The sequence below is a fragment of the Ciceribacter thiooxidans genome, assembly GCF_014126615.1.
Lineage (GTDB): Bacteria > Pseudomonadota > Alphaproteobacteria > Rhizobiales > Rhizobiaceae > Allorhizobium > Allorhizobium thiooxidans.
Genome location: NZ_CP059896.1, coordinates 740,499 through 760,309 on the forward strand (window position 1 = coordinate 740,499; position 19,811 = coordinate 760,309).

Annotated in this window: 17 protein-coding genes, 1 tRNA gene and 1 pseudogene; 13 read left to right on the forward strand and 6 right to left on the reverse strand. The window is 64.0% G+C overall.

The annotated features are described in order from the left end of the window. Nucleotides 1–7: 7 nt before the first annotated feature. The 6 genes and pseudogenes from H4I97_RS03400 to H4I97_RS03425 all read left to right on the forward strand — a co-directional run bounded on the left by H4I97_RS03400 (nt 8) and on the right by H4I97_RS03425 (nt 7,931). The gene (locus H4I97_RS03400) at nt 8–1,120 is read left to right on the forward strand and encodes an efflux RND transporter periplasmic adaptor subunit (RefSeq protein ID WP_182306544.1); all 1,113 of its coding nucleotides are present in this window, start codon (nt 8–10) and stop codon (nt 1,118–1,120) included. Continuing rightward, nucleotides 1,120–4,232 (forward strand): annotated as a pseudogene (locus H4I97_RS03405) (efflux RND transporter permease subunit). Before H4I97_RS03400 ends, H4I97_RS03405 begins: the two are co-directional and overlap by 1 nt. A 295-nt stretch (nt 4,233–4,527) precedes the next feature. Beyond that, on the forward strand, nt 4,528–5,340 hold the full coding sequence (locus H4I97_RS03410; RefSeq protein ID WP_182306545.1) for an oxidoreductase: 813 nt from the start codon (nt 4,528–4,530) through the stop codon (nt 5,338–5,340). Between the two features lie 752 nt (nt 5,341–6,092). Then, nucleotides 6,093–6,314, forward strand: a complete 222-nt coding sequence (locus H4I97_RS03415) for a hypothetical protein (RefSeq protein WP_182306546.1) — start codon at nt 6,093–6,095, stop codon at nt 6,312–6,314. An 82-nt stretch (nt 6,315–6,396) separates the two neighbouring features. After that, nucleotides 6,397–6,747, forward strand: a complete 351-nt coding sequence (locus H4I97_RS03420) for a hypothetical protein (protein ID WP_210297091.1) — start codon at nt 6,397–6,399, stop codon at nt 6,745–6,747. Next, nucleotides 6,744–7,931, forward strand: a complete 1,188-nt coding sequence (locus tag H4I97_RS03425) for a hypothetical protein (protein WP_182306548.1) — start codon at nt 6,744–6,746, stop codon at nt 7,929–7,931. The genes H4I97_RS03420 and H4I97_RS03425 overlap by 4 nt, the downstream gene beginning before the upstream one ends. A 372-nt stretch (nt 7,932–8,303) precedes the next feature. Here the strand turns inward: H4I97_RS03425 and H4I97_RS03430 are convergent. Further along, nucleotides 8,304–8,380, reverse strand: a tRNA-Met gene (locus H4I97_RS03430). 174 nt (nt 8,381–8,554) lie between these two features. Continuing rightward, nucleotides 8,555–9,751, reverse strand: coding sequence for a tRNA 2-thiouridine(34) synthase MnmA (mnmA, locus tag H4I97_RS03435; RefSeq protein WP_182306549.1), 1,197 nt, complete (start codon nt 9,749–9,751; stop codon nt 8,555–8,557). Nucleotides 9,752–9,955: 204 nt separating this feature from the next. Here mnmA and dgcA point away from each other — a divergent pair, with 204 nt between their 5' ends. The 4 genes from dgcA to H4I97_RS03455 all read left to right on the forward strand — a co-directional run bounded on the left by dgcA (nt 9,956) and on the right by H4I97_RS03455 (nt 13,431). After that, a complete protein-coding gene (gene dgcA, locus H4I97_RS03440) occupies nt 9,956–10,945 on the forward strand; it encodes an N-acetyl-D-Glu racemase DgcA (RefSeq protein ID WP_182307529.1) in 990 nt (329 codons plus the stop codon). A gap of 42 nt (nt 10,946–10,987) precedes the next feature. Further along, nucleotides 10,988–12,394, forward strand: coding sequence for a pyridoxal phosphate-dependent decarboxylase family protein (locus H4I97_RS03445; protein ID WP_182306550.1), 1,407 nt, complete (start codon nt 10,988–10,990; stop codon nt 12,392–12,394). A gap of 41 nt (nt 12,395–12,435) precedes the next feature. Then, nucleotides 12,436–12,972: a homoprotocatechuate degradation operon regulator HpaR gene (hpaR, locus tag H4I97_RS03450; protein WP_182306551.1), complete on the forward strand. Its 537-nt coding sequence runs from the start codon at nt 12,436–12,438 to the stop codon at nt 12,970–12,972. 63 nt (nt 12,973–13,035) lie between these two features. Beyond that, complete coding sequence (locus H4I97_RS03455) at nt 13,036–13,431, forward strand: VOC family protein (RefSeq protein ID WP_182306552.1); 396 nt, start codon at nt 13,036–13,038, stop codon at nt 13,429–13,431. Between the two features lie 51 nt (nt 13,432–13,482). Here the strand turns inward: H4I97_RS03455 and H4I97_RS03460 are convergent, their stop codons facing one another. The 3 genes from H4I97_RS03460 to H4I97_RS03470 all read right to left on the reverse strand — a co-directional run bounded on the left by H4I97_RS03460 (nt 13,483) and on the right by H4I97_RS03470 (nt 15,760). Continuing rightward, nucleotides 13,483–14,673 (reverse strand): ceramide glucosyltransferase, encoded by a 1,191-nt coding sequence (locus H4I97_RS03460; protein WP_182306553.1) that lies wholly within the window; start codon nt 14,671–14,673, stop codon nt 13,483–13,485. 128 nt (nt 14,674–14,801) lie between these two features. Continuing rightward, nucleotides 14,802–15,407 (reverse strand): DedA family protein, encoded by a 606-nt coding sequence (locus H4I97_RS03465; RefSeq protein ID WP_182306554.1) that lies wholly within the window; start codon nt 15,405–15,407, stop codon nt 14,802–14,804. Continuing rightward, the gene (locus H4I97_RS03470; protein WP_182306555.1) at nt 15,404–15,760 is read right to left on the reverse strand and encodes a hypothetical protein; all 357 of its coding nucleotides are present in this window, start codon (nt 15,758–15,760) and stop codon (nt 15,404–15,406) included. Before H4I97_RS03470 ends, H4I97_RS03465 begins: the two co-directional genes overlap by 4 nt. A gap of 104 nt (nt 15,761–15,864) precedes the next feature. On the opposite strand from H4I97_RS03470, the gene ung reads away from it, so the two are divergent. The 3 genes from ung to H4I97_RS03485 all read left to right on the forward strand — a co-directional run bounded on the left by ung (nt 15,865) and on the right by H4I97_RS03485 (nt 18,747). Continuing rightward, complete coding sequence (gene ung, locus H4I97_RS03475; RefSeq protein ID WP_182306556.1) at nt 15,865–16,569, forward strand: uracil-DNA glycosylase; 705 nt, start codon at nt 15,865–15,867, stop codon at nt 16,567–16,569. An 88-nt stretch (nt 16,570–16,657) separates the two neighbouring features. After that, the gene (locus H4I97_RS03480) at nt 16,658–18,085 is read left to right on the forward strand and encodes an aldehyde dehydrogenase family protein (RefSeq protein ID WP_182306557.1); all 1,428 of its coding nucleotides are present in this window, start codon (nt 16,658–16,660) and stop codon (nt 18,083–18,085) included. A gap of 263 nt (nt 18,086–18,348) precedes the next feature. Then, the gene (locus tag H4I97_RS03485) at nt 18,349–18,747 is read left to right on the forward strand and encodes a DUF1236 domain-containing protein (RefSeq protein WP_182306558.1); all 399 of its coding nucleotides are present in this window, start codon (nt 18,349–18,351) and stop codon (nt 18,745–18,747) included. A 73-nt stretch (nt 18,748–18,820) separates the two neighbouring features. On the opposite strand, the gene H4I97_RS03490 is transcribed toward H4I97_RS03485, so the two are convergent. Continuing rightward, complete coding sequence (locus H4I97_RS03490; RefSeq protein ID WP_182306559.1) at nt 18,821–19,714, reverse strand: DMT family transporter; 894 nt, start codon at nt 19,712–19,714, stop codon at nt 18,821–18,823. Between the last annotated feature and the right edge of the window lie 97 nt (nt 19,715–19,811).

Here is a 19,811-nt window from a genome sequence, read left to right on the forward strand (position 1 = left end):
CAGTGTCATGAAGCGCAAGATCCTCCTCTCAACCGTGGCAGTGGCTGCTCTCGTCGGTGCCGCCGCTGCGTTTCTCCTGCTTCCATCCACGAACAGAGATGCGGAGGCGGCAGATCCCCGCAGTCTGCCTCCGCTCGTCAGCGTGACGAAGGTCAAGACCCCGGATACCGCGAACCGAAGCTTCACCGGCACGGTTGCTGCCCGGGTGCAGAGCGATCTCGGCTTTCGGGTTCCCGGAAAGATCGTCGAACGGCTTGTCGGCCTTGGCGAAGAAGTCAAAGCCGGGCAGCCATTGATGCGGGTTGATGACACCGATCTGCGCCTTGCCCTGTCGGCAAAGCGCAACGTTGTTGCTGCTGCCAGGGCAACATTCGTTCAGGTACAGGCCGACGAGCGGCGATATGCCGCCCTCGTCAAGAACGGCCTGGCAGCGTCTCCGCAGAAATACGAACAGTCGAAGGCTGCGCTCGATACTGCGACCGCCCAGCTCGCCGCGGCCGAAGCAGAGGCGAAGGTCGCCGAGAACGAAGCTGCATACGCAGTTCTCGTGGCAGACGCGGATGGCACGATCGTCGAGACGCTCGGCGAACCGGGGCAGGTGGTCTCGGCGGGCCAGCCGGTCGTCCGGCTTGCGAAGGCAGGTCCTCGCGAAGCGCTCGTCTGGTTGCCCGAAAATCTCCGACCCGATGTCGGCGCCGTCGCGAAGGCAAAGATCTATGGCCATGGTACCGAAGAGGAGGCGGCGCTCAGACAGATTTCCGACGCTGCCGATCCTCAGACCCGGACCTATGAGACACGCTGGGTCTTGCAGGGGGCTGCGGCGTCCGCGCCGCTCGGGGCAACGGTCACGATCAGCCTGCAGAACGAAGCGGCACAGTCGCATGCCGAAGTTCCCGTCGGCGCACTGCTGGATGACGGCATCCGCATGGGCGTCTGGGTTTTGGACGGGCAGACTTCCAGTGTGCATTTCCGGGAAGTGAAGGTCGAGCGGATCGGCGAGGAGAAGGCCGTCGTCTCAAATCTGATGACCGGGGAGGTCATCGTCGCCCTTGGCGCGCATCTGCTTCAGGACGGCGCAAGCGTGCGCACCGGCGTGGAGAAGCCAGAGGCGGCAAACTGATGAGCTTCAATCTCTCCGCTCTCGCCGTTCGTGAGCGAGCCGTCACCCTCTTCTTCATTATCCTGCTGGCCGCTGCCGGCGCCTATGCCTTCGTCAAGCTCGGCCGAGCCGAAGACCCCTCGTTCACGATCAAGACACTCACGGTTACGTCCGTCTGGCCGGGCGCGACCGCACGTGAGATGCAGGATCTCGTCGCAGAGCCGCTCGAAAAGAGGATACAGGAGCTGACCTGGTACGATCGTGTGGAAACGACGACGCGGCCGGGCTACGCCTTCCTGACCGTCACGCTCAAGGACAATACTCCAGCTTCAGCCGTCGAAGGGGAATTCTATCAGGCGCGCAAGAAACTCGGTGACGAAGCCCGAAATCTTCCCGCCGGGGTCATCGGTCCTTTCGTCAACGACGAGTATTCTGACGTCAGTTTCGCCCTCTATGCCCTGAAGGCGAAGGGCATGGCGATGCGCGACCTCGTGCGGCAGGCCGAGACGATCCGTCAGGACATGCTTCACGTCCCGGGTGTGAAAAAGATCAACATTCTCGGTGAGCACCCCGAACAGATCTTCGTCGAATTTTCCTATTCCAAGCTGGCAACGCTCGGGATCTCGGCGCAGGACATCGCGTCTGCCCTGCAGCGGCGGAACACCGTAACCCCCGCAGGATCGATCGATACGCAAGGCCCCCAGGTCTTCATCCGGTTCGATGGCGCCTACGACAGCGTCGAGTCGATTGCCAATACGCCGATCGTCGCCGCCGGCCGTATCCTCAAGCTGTCGGATTTCGCCGAGATTCGTCGCGGATACCGGGACCCTCCCACGTATCTCATTCGCCACGACGGCGAGCCCGCCATCATGCTCGGGGTGGTCATGCAACAGGGCTGGAACGGCCTTGAACTGGGCAAGGCTCTGGAGGAACGGTCCTCGACCATCGCGCAAGCCCTCCCGCTTGGCATGACGCTCGCGAAAGTGAGCGATCAGGCGGTCAATATCGAGGAAGCGGTCGGCGAGTTCATGCTGAAATTCGCCATGGCGCTCGGCGTCGTCCTGTTCGTGAGCCTCATCAGCCTCGGCTGGCGCGTCGGTATCGTCGTCGCCCTTGCCGTTCCGCTGACGCTCGGCGTGGTCTTCCTCATCATGCTGGAGACCGGACGGTTTTTCGACCGCATCACGCTCGGCGCATTGATCCTGGCGCTCGGCCTCCTCGTTGACGATGCCATCATCGCCATCGAAGTCATGGTGGTGAAGATGGAAGAAGGCATGGACCGCATCAAGGCGGCCGCCTATGCCTGGAGCCACACGGCCGCCCCGATGCTGTCCGGTACCCTCGTCACCATCATCGGGCTGATGCCGGTCGGCTTTGCCAGGTCCACAGCCGGCGAATATGCCGGCAACATCTTCTGGATCGTCGGCTTTGCGTTGATCGTCTCGTGGATCGTGGCGGTGATCTTCACGCCCTACCTCGGCGTCAAGATGCTGCCGGCGATCAAGCCCGTGGAAGGCGGCCACCACGCCATCTACAACACGCCGAATTACCGGCGCCTTCGGGCCTGATCGAATTCGCGGTCCGTCACAAGTTCCTGACCTGTGGTCTTGTCGGTGTCGCCATGGCCGTCTCGGTCATCGGCATGGGGTCCGTGAAGCAGCAGTTTTTCCCGACGTCGGACCGTCCCGAGGTTCTGGTGGAAGTGCGCATGCCGGAAGGGACGAGCATCGAGACGACGACCGCAACGGTCGAAAAACTCGAAGGCTGGCTGAAGGAACAGCCCGAAACGAAGATCGCCACCAGCTATATCGGCCAGGGCGCACCGCGCTTCTTCTTCGCCATGTCGCCGGAACTTCCGGACCCGGCATTCGCCAAGATCGTTGTACTGACGCCGGACGCGGAAGCACGCGAGGCTCTCAAGCACCGTCTGCGGACGGCAATCGCCAGCGGTCTCGCTCCGGAGGCCTATGTGCGGGTGACGCAACTCGTGTTCGGTCCTTATACGCCGTTCCCGGTAGAGTTCCGTCTCATGGGACCGGATCCGGATGAACTGTACAAGATCTCCGAACAGGCTCTCGCGCTCATGAAGACGGTGCCCGATGTCCGCCAGGCGAACCGCGACTGGGGCAACCGCACACCTGTGCTGCGCTTCATTCCAGATCAGGACCGGCTCAACCTCATCGGCCTTTCTCCGGCAGAGGCTGCCCAGCAGATGCAGCTGTTGCTGAGCGGGGTTCCGATCACACAGGTGCGCGAAGACATTCGCAATGTCCCCGTGGTGGCGCGCAGTGCCGGCGAAAACAGGCTCGATCCCTCGCGGCTGGCGGACTTCTCGCTGATGAGCAGGAACGGTCGTCCGGTGCCGCTCGACCAAATCGGTCACTCCGAAATCCGCTTCGAGGAGCCGGTCATGAAACGCCGTGACCGCACCCCTGTCGTCACGATCCGTTCGGACATCAACGAGGCGATGCAGCCGCCGGAAGTCTCCAAGGAAATCCTGAAGGCCCTGCAGCCTCTGATCGCCTCGCTACCGCTCGGATACCGGATCGAAATGGGTGGTAACATCGAAGAGTCGCTGAAGGCGAATGTGGCCCTCGCTCAGATTTTTCCGGCGATGATTGCCGCCATGCTCATCGTCATCGTCCTGCAGGTTCGCAGCCTGTCGACCATGACGATGGTGATGCTGACCGGGCCACTCGGCCTCGCGGGCGTCGTTCCGGTCCTGCTCATGTTCAATCAGCCCTTCGGCTTCAACGCCATTCTTGGCTTGATTGGACTAGCCGGCATCCTGATGCGAAACACGTTGATCCTGACAGAGCAGATCAAGGAAAACCGGGCGGCCGGTCTCGATGACTATCATGCCGTCATCGAAGCGACCGTGCAGAGGACGAGACCCGTCATCCTGACGGCGCTTGCTGCCGTGCTCGCATTCATTCCGCTGACGCATTCGGTCTTCTGGGGATCGATGGCCTATACACTGATCGGCGGCACGGCCGTCGGAACCGTGATGATCCTGCTGTTCCTGCCGGCACTTTATGCGACCTGGTTCCGTATCAGGCCGCCCAGGGCAGAAGCGTACCGGCATCCCGGCCAAGAGGTTGATGGGTCCAAACTAGTAATGGCGGCCGAGTGACCCGATGTCGCGCCGTGACAGCTGGTTCTTCGATTGGATGCGAGCGCTTGGCGATTTCTCTGATCCGGATATCAGCCTGTTGATCGCCGAGAACTGAGCGTCTGGCGCCGTTGTGCAGTTCATCGACATTTTTTGGCTCTTCCCGCTCAACACCCCTTGATTTTTTATATTTCGAATGACATCTAAAATCAAAATAGATGTCGATTAACATCTATAAAGCTTACCGAGGCCTCGCGATGCTTATGACGAGCGGTCGGCCTGGACCAGAAGATAGATCGCAGCAAAGGAGGCCGCCGTGCCCAAACAGAAAGTTGTCGTGATAACAGGGGCCTCCTCCGGGATCGGCGAGGCAACGGCCCGTCTTCTCGCGCAGAACGGCTACCGCGTATTCGGCGGCGCGCGTGATCCCGGTCGGGCGAAGCCGATTTCCGGCGTCAGATTCGGGACGCTTGATGTGACCGATGATGCATCCGTCGTGGGCTTTGTCGATTGGGTTCTGTCCGAGGCCGGAAAGATCGACATCCTGATCAATAATGCGGGGGTTTCCCTGGCGGGCCCGGTCGAACAGACGTCAATTGCCGAAGCAAAGAAGGTCTTTGATGTCAACGTCTTCGGCCCGCTTCGCATGATTCGCGCGATCCTGCCGCCGATGCGGAGTGCGCGCAGCGGTCTCGTCGTCAATATCAGCTCGGTTCTGGGCTTTCTGCCGGCGCCGTTCATGGGCATCTACGCGAGCACCAAACACGCGCTCGAAGGCATGTCCGAATCTCTCGATCACGAGATTCGGGATTTCAACGTCCGCGTCATCCTGATGGAACCCACGTTCACGAACACCAATCTCGACGTCAACGCGGCGAAGACGGAGGCGCCCTTGGGCGTTTATGCCAGCCAGGCCGAGGCGACGATGAAGACCGTTGTGGCGCAAATCAAGTCTGCACCGGGTCCAGAACTCGTCGCAGAGAAGATCCTTGCGGCTCTCCAGGGCTCGTACAAGATGCGTCAGCCCGTAGGACATCAGGCAACTCTTCTCAGCCGTCTGCGCCGGTTCGTGCCGGCAAAGGGCTTCGACGGAAGCCTGCGAAAGTCGTTCGGTTTCCGCAAGGCCTGACTTGCGGAGAACGCGTTGTCAAAACCGGTCCGCCGGCACAGTACTCGCGAGAGGCGTCTTAATCTGCCGAACCGGAACGCGGCGAAGGATCGAACGGCGGAGCTCTCCGATCCTTCGGGAATTCTCCCAAGCGGTATCGGACCTGCACTGCACCGACATCTTCGTCCGGGAACACCCGGCGATATTCCACTCGGGGAACGCCGCGCGTTCAGCGGAAGGAACGGGCTTGAATAGCCGATGAGCCGGGGAGGGCCCCGGCTCATCGTGATCGCCGTTCTGGTGCTGGAGGTCTGGACGATCGAGGGGCGTATTCGGCCCTAGAACTTGTAGCTCCCGCCGACGAGAACCTTGTGCTGGGTCGCCCCGAAATCCCCGATTGCCGAGCCGAAACCCTTCTTCTCGAAGTCGGAGTACCGATCCTCTCATCAGGATATTGTCGAGCGGTCGCCTGCTGCGTGCCTACATCACGAAGCAATAACCGAACGCGATGAACGTATGGGCGACCTTCTCCTTGCTCGCGGCGTCCAGGGTCGGAGTCGAAAAGGGTGCCGATGCACTTCTCGCCGAGCTGAGATGACGGGGCGAGCGGACCAGACGCGATCCGCACTGTTCCAGCGTCCGCTTCCCTCCGCTCGCGCGGGACCGCAATCGTCAGCAACACGATCGAACAGGATGCCCGGTTCTTGTCCGATTTCGGCCATCGCATGTCCATCCGGCCCGTCTATCCTGTTTCCGGACCAAAGGAGATCGAGATGTCCGACACCGAATTCACCATTGCCCGCATTCTTCGCGATCCGCTCATCCGGCAGGTTCTGCGTGCCGACCGTACATCGCTCTTCGACTTCGCGCGCCTGCTTCGAGAGAACGCGATTCGGATTCGCAGCGCCTCGACGTCTTCGAGGCTGATTGTGCAGCCCATGCCTTCCGATCGTCGTGACCAGGACCGGCGATCGCAACAAAGCGCAACACGATAGAACACCAGTTGACATCGAACCGGCTATTGACAGGTGCCTGACAGTCACAGAGGGCATTCTCTCAATGCATACATATTCCGCCGTGGCCGACCGACTGCAGGTTCTGGTCTGCCTGTCCAACCCCAGAGGGCTGTTGCTCGTGAATGAAATACTGACCCGGGAAGGCTTTGCGGTTACGACGGCAAGTACTCTGGGCAAATTCGAGGATGCGATGCGGTTGGGCGGGTTCAGGGCGATTGTGACGGCGACCGAGGCTATCGGCGCGATCCGGGAGATAATGAGACTGTCGGTCGTCAATATCCGGGCGTCCATCCGCGGATGGGTGGACGCGCAGACGGGCGATCGTAGCTGTCTGTTCGACAGGGCGGCCTTTGTGGCCGGGCTCCGGAGCGCCACCGGAAGCGGCCTCGTCGGACCGGGTACGAGCCGATGACCGGGAGGCATGCGATTCCGGTCGCAAAAGCGAACCAGCCCGAGCATATCGGCAAGCGGATCGTCCTGCACTTTCCCGGTTTCGAGCCGCTCGATGCGCATAAGCATCGCCAGCGCTACGAGCGTTCGCTGCGAAAGACGACGACGGTCTGGGGTTTTTCAGCCGACGCAGGCCCGATCCGCGGACCAGGCTCCAGCCGGTATTTCGACGTCGCGAGCCAAGGCGCAACGTGGTGCACGTCGAGCCGCATTCATATCTTCGATCACAACGACATCGTCGAGCAACTGAACGGAAGGCCGCTTGCCCGGCGGCTGGCCCTTGGGTTCAGCAGTGCCGCTCGCGTCGTTCTCGGAGGTGGCGCTTTTGCCTATTTCCGGCACGCCTGGCGCTTCGGCCTGTTCTTCGTCTTTCCATTCCTGCTTGTCGGGCTGGCCATGGCGGCGAGCCTTGTGATCGCCGCATATCCGCAGTGGCTTGGCCTTGACCCGTGGCACTATCCGCTGGCGATCGTGCTTGCCTACGCCTTCTTCTTCTCGATTTTCCTTCCGTGGTCGGATCGGTTTCACACCCTGCATCTGTTCTCCGACTGGGAGATGGCGGTCGCCCTGGCGCGCCTCGACCGGCCCGAGGTTCTCGCCTGGCTCGAGGACTGTGCGGCGTCGGTGAGGGCGGCGCTCTCCGGGGAGGCGGACGAATATGTCATCAGCTCCCACAGCATGGGTTCGAGCGTCGCCGTGCATGTCCTCGGCATGCTGCTCGAAAGGGAACCGGAACTGCTCAAGGGAAAGCGCGTGGTCTTTGTCACGCTCGGAGGAGCGGTTCTGCAATGCGCCCTGCTGCGCCCCGCCGAGGTGTTGCGGGCGCGCGTGGGCGTGATTGCGCGGACGAAGGAAATATCATGGCTGGACATCCAGTGCCTGACGGACGCGGTCAACTTCTACAGGTCGAAGGTGGTTGCGCTCGCTGGGCATCCGGATGCCCCCCAGGCAAAAATCGCGTTCGTCCGTATCAAGCACATGCTGTCCGCGGAGCGCTACCGGCGGATCAAGCGGGACCTGTTGCGCGTCCACCGGCAATACGTTCTCGACAGCGACCGGCGCGCATCCTTCGACTTTTCGCTGATGACGGCCGGACCACTTCCCGCCGTGTCGTTCGCAAACGACATCCGCGCTCACATGCCGTAGCTTGACCGTGAAAATCCGGTTCCGAGATGTCTCGTAACGTCTTCCCCCACGGTTGACGCATCAAAGCGCGGAAGGTGGGGGAGCGCAAGAGAAGCAATGAAGACGCCTCGAGCGGACGTCAAAGAAGGCGCGACGCCTATTTGGCAGTGTGACCGGATTTTCGTTTTTCCGAAATCGCGTGTCAAAAAATTCCGGAAATTCGCGGACGGCTATAGGGACAAATTGTTACCTATGTGTGCGGGTCGGACAGAAAGGAAACCGAACTGCCGGATGCCGCGGCGGCAAACCGCGCGTGAACACATCGTCATAGCCAGCGGCCATGCCGCCGAAGGGCGAGGGCGACACGCCATATCTCTGAAAATAAAGGAAAATTGGTAGCGGGAGAGGGACTTGAACCCCCGACACGCGGATTATGATTCCGCTGCTCTAACCACCTGAGCTACCCCGCCACAGGCACCGTGAAGAGGTCGTTTCGACCACCCCGGCGTCAGGATGTGCGGCTTATAAGGTGCCGCTCCCGTTGGTGTCAAGCGCCCCATTGTCTTTTTGGGGCGCTTTTGCAGTCTCGTTCGCCGGCGGCCTTTTGCGGCCATCCGGAGCGGCGTTTTCCGATGCTTTCGTCCTCAGGCGGCGGCAGGCGCCGAAAGCAGCGCCTTCAGCGAGGCCTCCGCCGGGGCCGATCGTTCGGAGCGTTCGATGAAGCCGCCGCCATAGACGCGGGCGTCGGGGCCGGGGGCCGAATAGAGCACGCAGGCCTGTCCCGGGGCGATGCCGGCCTCGCCGATTTCGAGGTCGACATAGACGCCCTTGTCGTCGGCGTGCAACACCGCCGGTGCCGGCGGGCGGGTCGAGCGGACCTTGGCGAAGCAGGCGAAGCCGTCGGCGGCTTCTTCGCGAAGCGTCCGGTCGCCGAGCCAGTTGATGTCGCGGAGGTATACCCGGCGGGTGTCGAGCGCCTCCTTCGGACCGACGATCACGCGCCGCGAGCGGGCGTCGAGATAGACGACGTAGAGCGGCTCGCCGGTCGCGACGCCGAGGCCCTTCCGCTGGCCGATCGTGTAGTGGAGGATGCCCTCGTGATGGCCGAGCACGCGGCCGTCCATGTGCACGATGTCGCCGCCGAGCGCCGAATCCGGCCGGAGCTTGGTGATGATGTCGGCATACTTGCCCTGCGGCACGAAGCAGATGTCCTGGCTGTCGGCCTTCTTGGCGACGACGAGCCCCATTTCCTCGGCAAGCGCGCGGGTTTCGGCCTTGGAGAGGCCGCCGAGCGGGAAGCGCAGGTAATCGATCTGTTCCTGCGTCGTCGCGAACAGGAAGTAGCTCTGGTCGCGCTCGCTGTCGACCGGACGGAAGAGCGCGCGGTGGCCGGGATCGTTCGCCAGCGGTATCGCCCGCGAGCGGATATAGTGACCGGTCGCCAGCGCATCGGCGCCGAGTTCTTTGGCGGTCGCAAGCAAGTCGGCGAACTTGACCGTCTGGTTGCAGGCCACACAGGGGATCGGCGTCTCGCCGGCGACATAGCTTTCCATGAACGGGTTGATCACCGTGTCGCGGAAGCGCTGTTCGTAGTCGAGCACGTAATGCGGGATGCCGAGCGTCTCGCAGACGCGGCGGGCATCGTCGATGTCCTGTCCGGCGCAGCACGAGCCGGCGCGGTGGACGGCGGCGCCATGATCGTAGAGCTGCAACGTGATGCCGAGGACATCGTAGCCCTCGCGCTTCAGGATGCCGGCGACGACGGAGCTGTCGACCCCTCCCGACATGGCAACGACGACGCGCGTATCTTCGGGCCTCTTGTAAAAATCCAATGTGTTCACGGGCGTTCCGCCAGTCTTGAAATCGGTAACGGGTGTCTCTGGCAGGCCTTTGTCGCCTGCCGCCGGGGCGCATGGTCGCGCTCGTTCGGCAAGTCCGGGATCTTAACCCGATCGTCCGAGGGATATAGAAAGGAATGTCCCCGCACGCAAGGGGCGGTGATTCGCGGGCTCTCCCGCGACAGCTACACGAAGAGGCGCGACGCGATGAACCCGGCCCTTTCCCTCGCCGTGACGGAGGAGTGCTTCCCCGTCGCCGGCGCCTTTACCATCTCGCGCGGCTCGCGCACCGAGATCCGCGTCGTCACCGTCGAACTTTCCGACGGCACCTTCCGCGGACGCGGCGAATGCGTGCCCTATGCCCGCTACGGCGAGACGGTGGATGGCGTCGTCGACGTGATCCGGTCGCTCGAGGCCGACCTTCGCCGCGGTCTCGACCGCGCCGCCCTGCAATCGCGGCTGCCGGCGGGGGCCGCACGAAACGGGCTCGACTGCGCGTTCTGGGACCTTGAAGCCAAGCGCGCGGGGCGGCCGGCCTGGCAGTGCGCAGGGCTTGCGGCACCTCTGCCCGTCGAGACGGCCTTCACGCTTTCCCTCGACACGCCGGAGAAGATGGCGGACGCCGCCGGGCGCAATGCCGGCCGGCCGCTGCTGAAGGTAAAGCTCGGGGGCGAGGGCGATCTCGAACGCCTCGAGGCGGTGAGGGCGGGGGCGCCGCGGTCGAAGATCATCGTCGACGCCAATGAGGGCTGGACGGTCGAGCAGTATCTGGCGCTGGCGCCGACGCTCGTGCGGCTCGGCGTTGCGCTGGTCGAGCAGCCGCTCGCCGCCGGAAACGATGGCGCGCTTGCCGAGATCGAACGCGTGCTGCCGGTCTGCGCCGACGAGAGCTGCCACGACCGGACCTCGCTCACGCATCTTGCCGGCAAGTACGACGCGGTGAACATCAAGCTCGACAAGACGGGCGGGCTCACGGAGGCGCTGGCGCTCCGGGACGAGGCGATCCGGCAGGGGTTCGACATCATGGTCGGCTGCATGCTCGGCACCTCGCTCGCCATGGCGCCGGCCTTCCTCGTGGCACAGGGTGCGCCCTACGTGGACCTCGACGGACCGCTGCTGCTCGCCGCGGACCGCGAGGACCCGATCCGCTACGAGGGCTCGCTCATGCAGGCGCCCGATCCGGCTCTCTGGGGCTGAAGGCGGGCGCGCATATCGATGACACAGGAAGAGGGGCAGGTAATGGACAGCGACGAATTCCGCGCGTGGTCGCGGCGGGTGGCGGACTGGGGCGTCGATTATCGCGAGAGCCTGCGCGAGCGGCCGGTGCGCGCCAGAACGAAGCCCGGCGACATCGCCCGGCAGATCGCCGACGCCGCGCCCGAGGCGGGCGAGCCGATGGAGGCGATCTTCGCCGATTTCGAGCGGATCGTCCCCGACGGGCTGACCCACTGGCAGCATCCGCGCTTCTTTGCCTATTTTCCCGCCAATGCGGCGCCGGCCTCCGTCGTCGCCGACTATCTGGTGACGGCGATCGCCGCGCAATGCATGCTCTGGCAGACCTCGCCGGCGGCAACCGAGATGGAGACGCGGGTGGTAGACTGGCTGCGCCAGGCGCTCGGCCTGCCGGCGGGTTTTGCGGGCGTCATCCAGGACTCCGCCTCCACCGCGACGCTCGCCGCCGTGCTGGTGATGCGCGAGCGGGCGCTGAAATGGGCGGGCAATCGCGAGGGATTGTCCGCGCACCCGGCGGTGCGCGTCTACGCCTCGGAGCAGGTCCATACTTCCGTCGACAGGGCGATCTGGATTTCCGGCATCGGCGCGGACAATCTCGTGCGGATCCCGACCAAGGGGCCACTGCACGGTATGGACCCGGAGGCGCTCGATGCCGCGATCCGTTCCGATCTCGCGAACGGCCTTCTGCCTGCGGGCGTCATCGCCTGCACCGGCGGCACCTCGATCGGCGCCTGCGATCCGATCGACCGGGTGGCCGAGGTCGCCCATGCGCACGGCCTCTACCTGCATGTGGATGCCGCCTGGGCAGGTTCGGCGATGATCTGCCCGGAATTCCGTACGCTGTGGGAGGGGATCGACGGGGCCGACTCCATCGTCTTCAATCCCCACAAGTGGCTCGGCGCCCAGTTCGACTGCTCGGTACAGTTCCTCAAGCACCCCGAGGAGCAGGTGCGAACGCTCGCCATCCACCCGGAATACCTGAAGACGCACGGCCATGATGGCATCATCAACTATTCGGAATGGTCTGTGCCGCTCGGGCGCCGCTTCCGGGCGCTGAAACTCTGGTTCCTCATGCGCCACCACGGGCTCGAAGGCCTGAGAGCGATGATCCGCAACCACGTCGCATGGTCGGTCGAACTCGCCGGACGGCTTGCCGCCGAGCCGGACTTCGAGATCGTCACGGAGCCGGTACTGTCGCTCTTCTCCTTCCGCCACAGGGGCGGGGAGGATGCGGACCGGCACAATCTCGCGCTGGTACAGGCGATCAACGACGACGGCCGCATCTATCTCACGCAGACGCGTGTCGCAGGTGTGATCGCCATCCGCTTCCAGGCCGGACAGTTCGACATGACCCGCGACGACATGGAGGTGGCGTTTGCGACGATCACCGAGCTAGCGCGCAGCCTGACGTGAAGCGGCGCGGCGGATTAGAAAGTTTCCGGGACGGCGAGAGAATGGTGGACGAAACGGTCGAGCGGAACAGCGCAAAGGAGGGCGGGCAGCCACGCGTCCGGCTGCGGCATTTCTCCCGTTCGCTGCCGATGCTGCTGCTCAGGGCACGCGAAGCGATGATGCGGCATTTCCGCAATTCGCTGCGCGTGCACGACATCACCGAACAGCAGTGGCGCATCCTTCGTGCGCTGGTGACGGTGCCGGAAATCGAGGTGACGGAACTCGCCCGTGCGACGTTCCTGCTCGGGCCGAGCCTTTCGCGCATCCTGAAGGATCTCGAAACGCGGCAACTCATCGAGCGGCATCAGGACGAGAACGACCTGCGACGCTCCCGCATCGCGATCAGCAAGGCGGGTCTGGGGCTCATCGAAAAGGTCGCGCCGCAATCCGAAGAGATCTACGGCGAGATCACCCGTGCCTTCGGTGCCGAGCGGATGCGTGAGTTGCAAAGGCTTCTCGAGGATCTGGAGACCGTGGCGAACGGTCTTGATGCTCGCGGAATTCCGGACGAGAAAAGCGACGACGGCGAAGAGACGTGAGCAGCGTCATCCGCTCCTGCCCAGGGGGCCGTACGATAATACTCAGCCACACAGGAGTTGGTCTTGGCAAAGATGATACATTCGATGATCCGCGTGCTCGACGAGGCCCGCGCGACGGATTTCTACGGCAAGGCGTTCGGGCTCGAGGTCGCCGAACGGCTCGATTTCGACAGCTTCACACTTGTCTATCTCAGCAATCCGGAGAGCGAATTCGAGCTCGAACTGACGATCAACAAGGGGCGCGAGGAGGCCTATGCCCTCGGTGACGGCTACGGTCATCTCGCCGTGTCGGTCGATGATCTCGACGCGGAGCACGCGCGCTTCACCGAACTCGGGCTGAACCCCGGCAAACTCGTCGAGTTCAACCGCGACGGCACGCTTTTCGCCCGGTTCTTCTTCGTGACCGATCCGGACGGCTACAAGATCGAGGTCCTGCAGCGTCACGGGCGCTTCAAGTAAGATGCGACGACCTAGGCCGGGGCGATGCGTCCCGGCCGCACGTCCTGTCCCTCAGTGCCAGGCGGAGCGGAATGCGCGTGCCTTCGCCTTGGTCCGGTCGATCGCATGGCGCAGCCGGTAGGCATTGCGCGGGGAGAGGTGCTGCTGCACGGCCATCGAATGTCCTCGCCAGACGAAGCCGTTGCCGAACCATGCCGATACCCAGAGAACCGGCAGCGCGAGATCGCGCAGCACGAGGGCGAGGGGTGTGTCGCGGCCGAGCGGCCAGCAGAAGGCACGGATGACGAGAAGCTCGCAACCGTACCAGAGGGCGCCATAGGCGAGCACGGCCGCGGGCGACCAGAGACCTGCGACGCTGCCGGCAATCGCGGCTGCGAACGGGAAGGCGCCGCCGACCAGAATTTCCGGCAGGAAGAACAGCGGAAACGACACCCTCCGCAGGCGTGCCCAGCGAAGCTGCCGCCGCCAGATGCCTTGCCATGTGCGCCGGCCGAGCGGCTGCGGGAAGGGAATGTCGACGAGGCGGACCGAAAGGCCGGCCTCGCGCACGATCTTGGTGGAGGCCGCGTCCTCCGCGACCTCGTCGGCGAGGCGGGCGAAGCCGCCGGCGCGGTCGATCAGGCCGCGGTGGAAGAGCATGGTCTTCCCCTGGGCGAAGCCGAAGCCGATCTCGTCGGCGAGCATCTGCCAGCGCGCCTGGAAGCTGTTCAGCCATGCGGCCTCGACCTCCGCCGCGAACCCGGCCGGTGCGGAGCCGACGGGCGGGGAGCATACCATGCCGGTGTCGGGCTCCCAGCGGGCGAAGAGCTGTGCGAGATAGTCCTTGGGCGCCAGCACGTTGCTGTCGGCGAGAACGATCCAGGGATAGCGCGCCGCCTCCCAGCCCTTGACGAGGTTGTTGAGCTTCGGGTTGACGCTGACGCGGCTGTTTCCGACGAGGAGCGAGGAGGCAACGTCGGGGTGCTCCGCCATCAGGCGCCGTACCAGCGGGATAGCCGGATCGTCGGCGTCCTCGACGCAGAACACGACTTCGTAGACTGGCCAGTCGAGGAGGAAGGTCGAGCGCAGCGTCGCTTCGAGATTGTTCTCGATGCCGCAGAACGGCCGCAGGATGCTGACGGCGGGCCGGGCGGTCTGCGCCGGGTGGGTCGCCTTGCGGGTTCTTGTCTTTCGCCGGTAGATCCAGCCGAGGCTGACGAGGTGGATAAGCAGGGCAGTCGCGCAGAACGTCATGATCAACATGGTCACGATCCTTGTACCATCCGCTGCCTGATACTATCGCCACATGACAATTCTGCAAAAGGGTATTGCCCTCCTGCTACGAAAGATGGGGACGCGGGGGATGAATGCGGATTTGTCTCCGCTACCGGTCAGATGTGGCCGGATTTGCCGCGGCGGAGAACGGTGACGAGGCGCCAGCCGAGGAGAAGCGCCACGATTCCGGCGGCGAGGAAGCCGCTCGCGTCGCCGACGATCTCGGCGATGGCGAGGATGTTGTCGCTGAAGACGATTCCGAGACCGACATGCAAGGTGACCCATACCGCCTCGCCGGCGACGCCGGCCGCGGTGAAATGCGCCCAGGAGAAGCCGGTGGCACCGGTCACCAGGTTCATGTAGGGGCCGAGCGGACTGAAGAGCCAGCGGGTGAGAAAGATTCCGATCGTCGCGTGGCGGGCGATCTCCTGCGTCGCGCGGTCGAGTGCGGCCTTGCCGGCCGGCTTCCTCGCGATGCGGCCGGTGACCGCCCGGCCGGCGAAGCGGCCTGCGAAGTAGCCGATCTGATCCCCGCCGACGGCTGCTGCAAACGCGGTCACGAAGACCGCCATCAGCCCGAAGTCGCCGGCAGCCGCGAAAGAGCCCATCAGCATCATCACCAGAGAGGCCGGAAGCGGCAGTCCCAGGCAGCTCAGGCCGGCAACGGCCGCAAGCAGCGGCAATCCGTAGACGGGGACGAGCGCAAGCAGGGTCTCGCTCATCGGCCGGAGCCACCTTCCCGGAGCCTTGCAATTGCCCGGTCGATCTCGGCGCGGAATTCTTCAGGCTTCACGCCGCGGTCGCGGGCGAGCTGTTCCACCGTCGGGCGCCGGCCGGAGCCGAGCGGGCCAATCCCCAGCGCTTCCGCAAGTGCCTCGCGCGGCAAATCGTAGGAGCGGGCAATATAGCCGATCGTCATCCAGTTCTCGATCGGCTGGTCGCGATGCTCCGGTGCGCTCCAGTAGACGACGTAGAAGGCGAAGCGCGCCGCGAAGAAGAGCGCGAGCGCTGAAGCCGCGACGAAGGCGAGAAGCAGCACGCGGTGTTCGCGCCAGAGGATTGCCGCTCTCTTCATCTCGGTCGTGCCCCATACCGTCCGGCGAGGTTCGCCGGACTTGACTCGGTCCGCCGTCCTCTTTCATTCAGGAGCGAGTTAACCGCAAAAGGCGATGGCCGACAATGAGCGCAGCAGACGTCAGACTGGAGGAGAGCTGGAAAAGGGTTCTCGGGCCGGAGTTTTCCAGTCCCTACATGCAGCAATTGCGGGAGTTCCTCGTCGCCGAGAAGGCGAACGGCAAGAACATCTTTCCGAAGGGTGCGGAATATTTCCGGGCGCTCGACCTGACGCCGCTCGGAAAGGTGCGGGTGGTGATCCTGGGCCAGGACCCCTATCACGGCGCCGGCCAGGCGCACGGCCTCTGCTTCAGCGTCCAGCCGGGCGTGCGCATCCCGCCGTCGCTCGTCAATATCTACAAGGAACTGGAAACCGATCTCGGCATTCATCCGGTCCGCCACGGCTTCCTCGAGAACTGGGCGAAACAGGGCGTGCTGCTCCTGAACAGCGTGCTGACGGTGGAGGAGGCTCGCGCCGCCTCGCATCAGGGACGAGGCTGGGAACGCTTCACCGACGCGGTGATCCGCGCCGTCAATGTGGAGTGTTCCTCGGTCGTCTTCATGCTCTGGGGCTCCTATGCGCAGAAGAAGGCGGCCTTCGTCGATCGCGAGCGCCATCTGGTGCTCAGGGCACCGCATCCCTCGCCGCTTTCGGCGCATAACGGCTTCTTCGGCTGCCGGCATTTCTCCAAGGCGAACGAGTTCCTGCGCTCACGCGGCCTGGAGCCGATCGACTGGCAGCTTCCGGCCGATCCCGTGCTTTCGCAATAAACTGCCGCCGATCGTCTGCCGCCGTGCTTGCGGCCGTCGCCCGCCTGTCGGATAGTGCGGCCCTGTCGTTCAGATAGGGAGCCCGTGCATGAGCAATCGCCTCAAATTCTTCATCGATGGCCAGTGGGTCGATCCGGTCCGGCCGGCGCTGCTCGACGTCATCGATCCTTCGACCGAAGAGGCGTTCACGCAGATTGCCATCGGGTCGGCCGCCGACGTCGACCGGGCAGTGGCGGCGGCAAAGGCGGCATTCCCGGCCTTTGCCGTGACGTCGCGGGAGGAGCGGCTTTCGCTTCTCGAGCGCATTCTCGCCGCTTACAACGACCGGATCGACGACATCGCCGAGGCGGTCAGCCGCGAAATGGGCGCACCGCTTCCCTTCGCCCGTGATTCGCAGGCGACCTCCGGCTCGGCGCATCTCGAAACGACCATCGAGGCGCTGAAGAGCTTCGCCTTCAGCGAGAAGCGCGGGACGACGATGATCGTGCGCGAGCCGATCGGCGTCTGCGCGCTCATTACTCCTTGGAACTGGCCGCTCAACCAGATCGCCTGCAAGGTGGCGCCGGCGATCGCCGCCGGCTGCACGATGGTGCTGAAGCCGTCGGAGATCGCACCGATTACCGGGGTCATCTTCGCCGAGATCATGGAGGCGGCGGGCACGCCGAAGGGCGTCTTCAATCTCGTGCACGGAACCGGTCCGGACGTCGGCCAGCCGATGGCGAGCCATCCCGACGTCGACATGGCCTCCTTCACCGGATCGACGCGTGCCGGCGTCGCCGTCGCCAAGGCGGCGGCCGACACGGTGAAGCGGGTGGCGCAGGAACTCGGCGGCAAGTCCGCGAACATCATCCTGCCGGATGCCGATTTGAAAGTTGCGGTGAGCAAGGGCGTCGCCGGCTGTTTCGGCAATTCTGGGCAGTCCTGCAATGCGCCGACGCGCATGCTGGTGCCGGCCGAGCGCCACGACGAGGCGCTGGCGGTCGCGAAAGCCGCCGCGGAACCCTTCGTCGTCGGCGATCCCCGCTCGCCGGACACCCGGCTCGGTCCGGTGGTCAGCCACGTCCAGTTCGACAAGATCCAGACGCTGATCGAGGCCGGCATCCGCGAGGGGGCGACGCTCGTCGCCGGCGGGCCGGGCCGGCCGGAACACCTCAACCGCGGCTACTATGTGCGCCCGACGGTCTTCGGCAACGTTTCGAACGATATGACCATCGCCCGGGAGGAAATCTTCGGACCGGTGCTCTCGATCCTGCCCTATCGGGACGAGGAAGAGGCGATCGCGATTGCCAACGACACGGTCTACGGGCTTGCCGCCTATGTCCAGTCGGGGGATATCGGCCACGCCCGCAGGGTGGCGGCACGGCTCAGGGCCGGTTGCGTCCATATCAACTATCCGGCGTGGGACCCTTATGCCCCGTTCGGCGGCTACAAGCAGTCCGGCAACGGCCGCGAATACGGCGAGTGGGGCCTGCACGACTTCCTTGAGGTCAAGGCGGTCACCGGCTACGGCGAGTGAGCGTCGGCGCATCCGTCCGCAGATTGCCGTCTTTTCGCCGTTCCGGCGCCTGAATTCGACTGCCGGGCGCCATGGCCGCGAAAAAAATGTGCGATCACCGGTCTTTGATTCTGCTTCTTTCTTCTCCCGGATTTTAAAGGGATTTTTGCTTCTTACGGCCTCAGTGATGCCGTTTCGGCCTCTCCATCGGGCGTATTTCCCGGAACAAAAAAACGAGATTCACGGTTTTCCGGCCATGGTAAACAGCCAGAAAGGATGAAGCCATGAAGACGAAACTGCTAGCTATTACCGCCCTTGTTTTCGGTGCACTTGCCGGGACGAGCGCGGCGCAGGAAGGCACCGTGACCGGTGCGGCCGGGGGCGCCGTGACGGGCGCTATCGTCGGCGGTCCGGTCGGTGCCGCGGTCGGTGGTGTCGTCGGCGCAATCGCCGGGACGGCCGTCGCTCCGCCGCCACCTGAAGTCGTCACCTATGTCGAGCAGCAGCCGGCACCGGCCACGGCCGTGGTCGTCGACCAGCCGATCGCCGTCGGTGCGACGCTGCCGCAGGAGGTGGTCCTGGTTCCTGTCCCGGACAATCCGACCTACGCCTATGCGGTGGTCAACCAGCAGCGGGTGATCGTGGACCCGCAGACCCATGTGGTCGTGAGCGTGGTCCAGTAAGACCCGACTCAGCAAGATCCGACCTTGTCGAAGGGAGCCGTGAAGGCTCCCTTCTTCGTTGTCCGTGTCTTACTTATTTGCCTGCCGTCACCGGCTTGCCCCACTCGGCGATCGCGATGCCTCCGAGCACGAGGACGAGCGCGACGAGGTGGAAGAGCTGCACCGGTTCGGAGATGAGGGTGACGGAGAGCAGCGTGCCGAAAACCGGGACGAGGTTGATGAAGAGGCCCGCCCGGTTGGCGCCGATGCCCTCGACCCCCTTGATGTAGAAGATCTGCGAGATGAGCGACGGGAAGAGTGCCGCATAGGCGATGAGCGCCCAGCCGGTGAGATCCGGCACGACCAGATTTCCGGCCGCCGCCTCCCAGAAGACCAGAGGCAGGGCGCTCAGGGTCGCGCCGAGGGAAGCGCCGGCCATCATGCTCTTCCAGTGCAGCGGCGGCTTCCAGCGCAGGCCGACCGTGTAGATCGCATAGGCGACGACGGCCAGCAGCAGCAGGGCGTCACCGTAGTTGAGGGTCAGTGCGAGCAGCGCCGCGAGATCGCCGTGGCCGGCCGTCAGCGCGACGCCGACGAAGCTGATGAGGAAGCCGACGATCTGGACGAGGGACACCGGTATGCGGAAGAAGGCGAAGTTCAGCACGAAGATCAGGACCGGGATGCCACCCTGTTCGATCGCGCCATTGACCGCACTGGTATATTGCAGGGCGGTGTAGAGGAAGCCGTTGAAAGCGGTGTAGCCGATCGCGCCATAGGCAAGCAGCAGCAGCCAGTTGCGCCGGAGCACCGGCCAGTCGGTCTTGAGCTGCGGCACCGAAATGATTGAGATCAGGATGGCGGCGATCGCCCAGCGGGAAAGATTGAGCGCCATCGGGCTGATGTGCCCGATCGCCAACTTGCCGACGACGGTGTTGCCGCCCCAGAAAAGCGTGCAGACGGTGAGCAGAATATAGGATCGAAAAGGCAAGCGGCTTACCTTCGGCTTTTACACGGGACTGGAGGTATGTTGCGTCGGTCAGGCTCTCGCAAATAGGCGAGGGACGGGACGTTGTCACGCAAAAAGC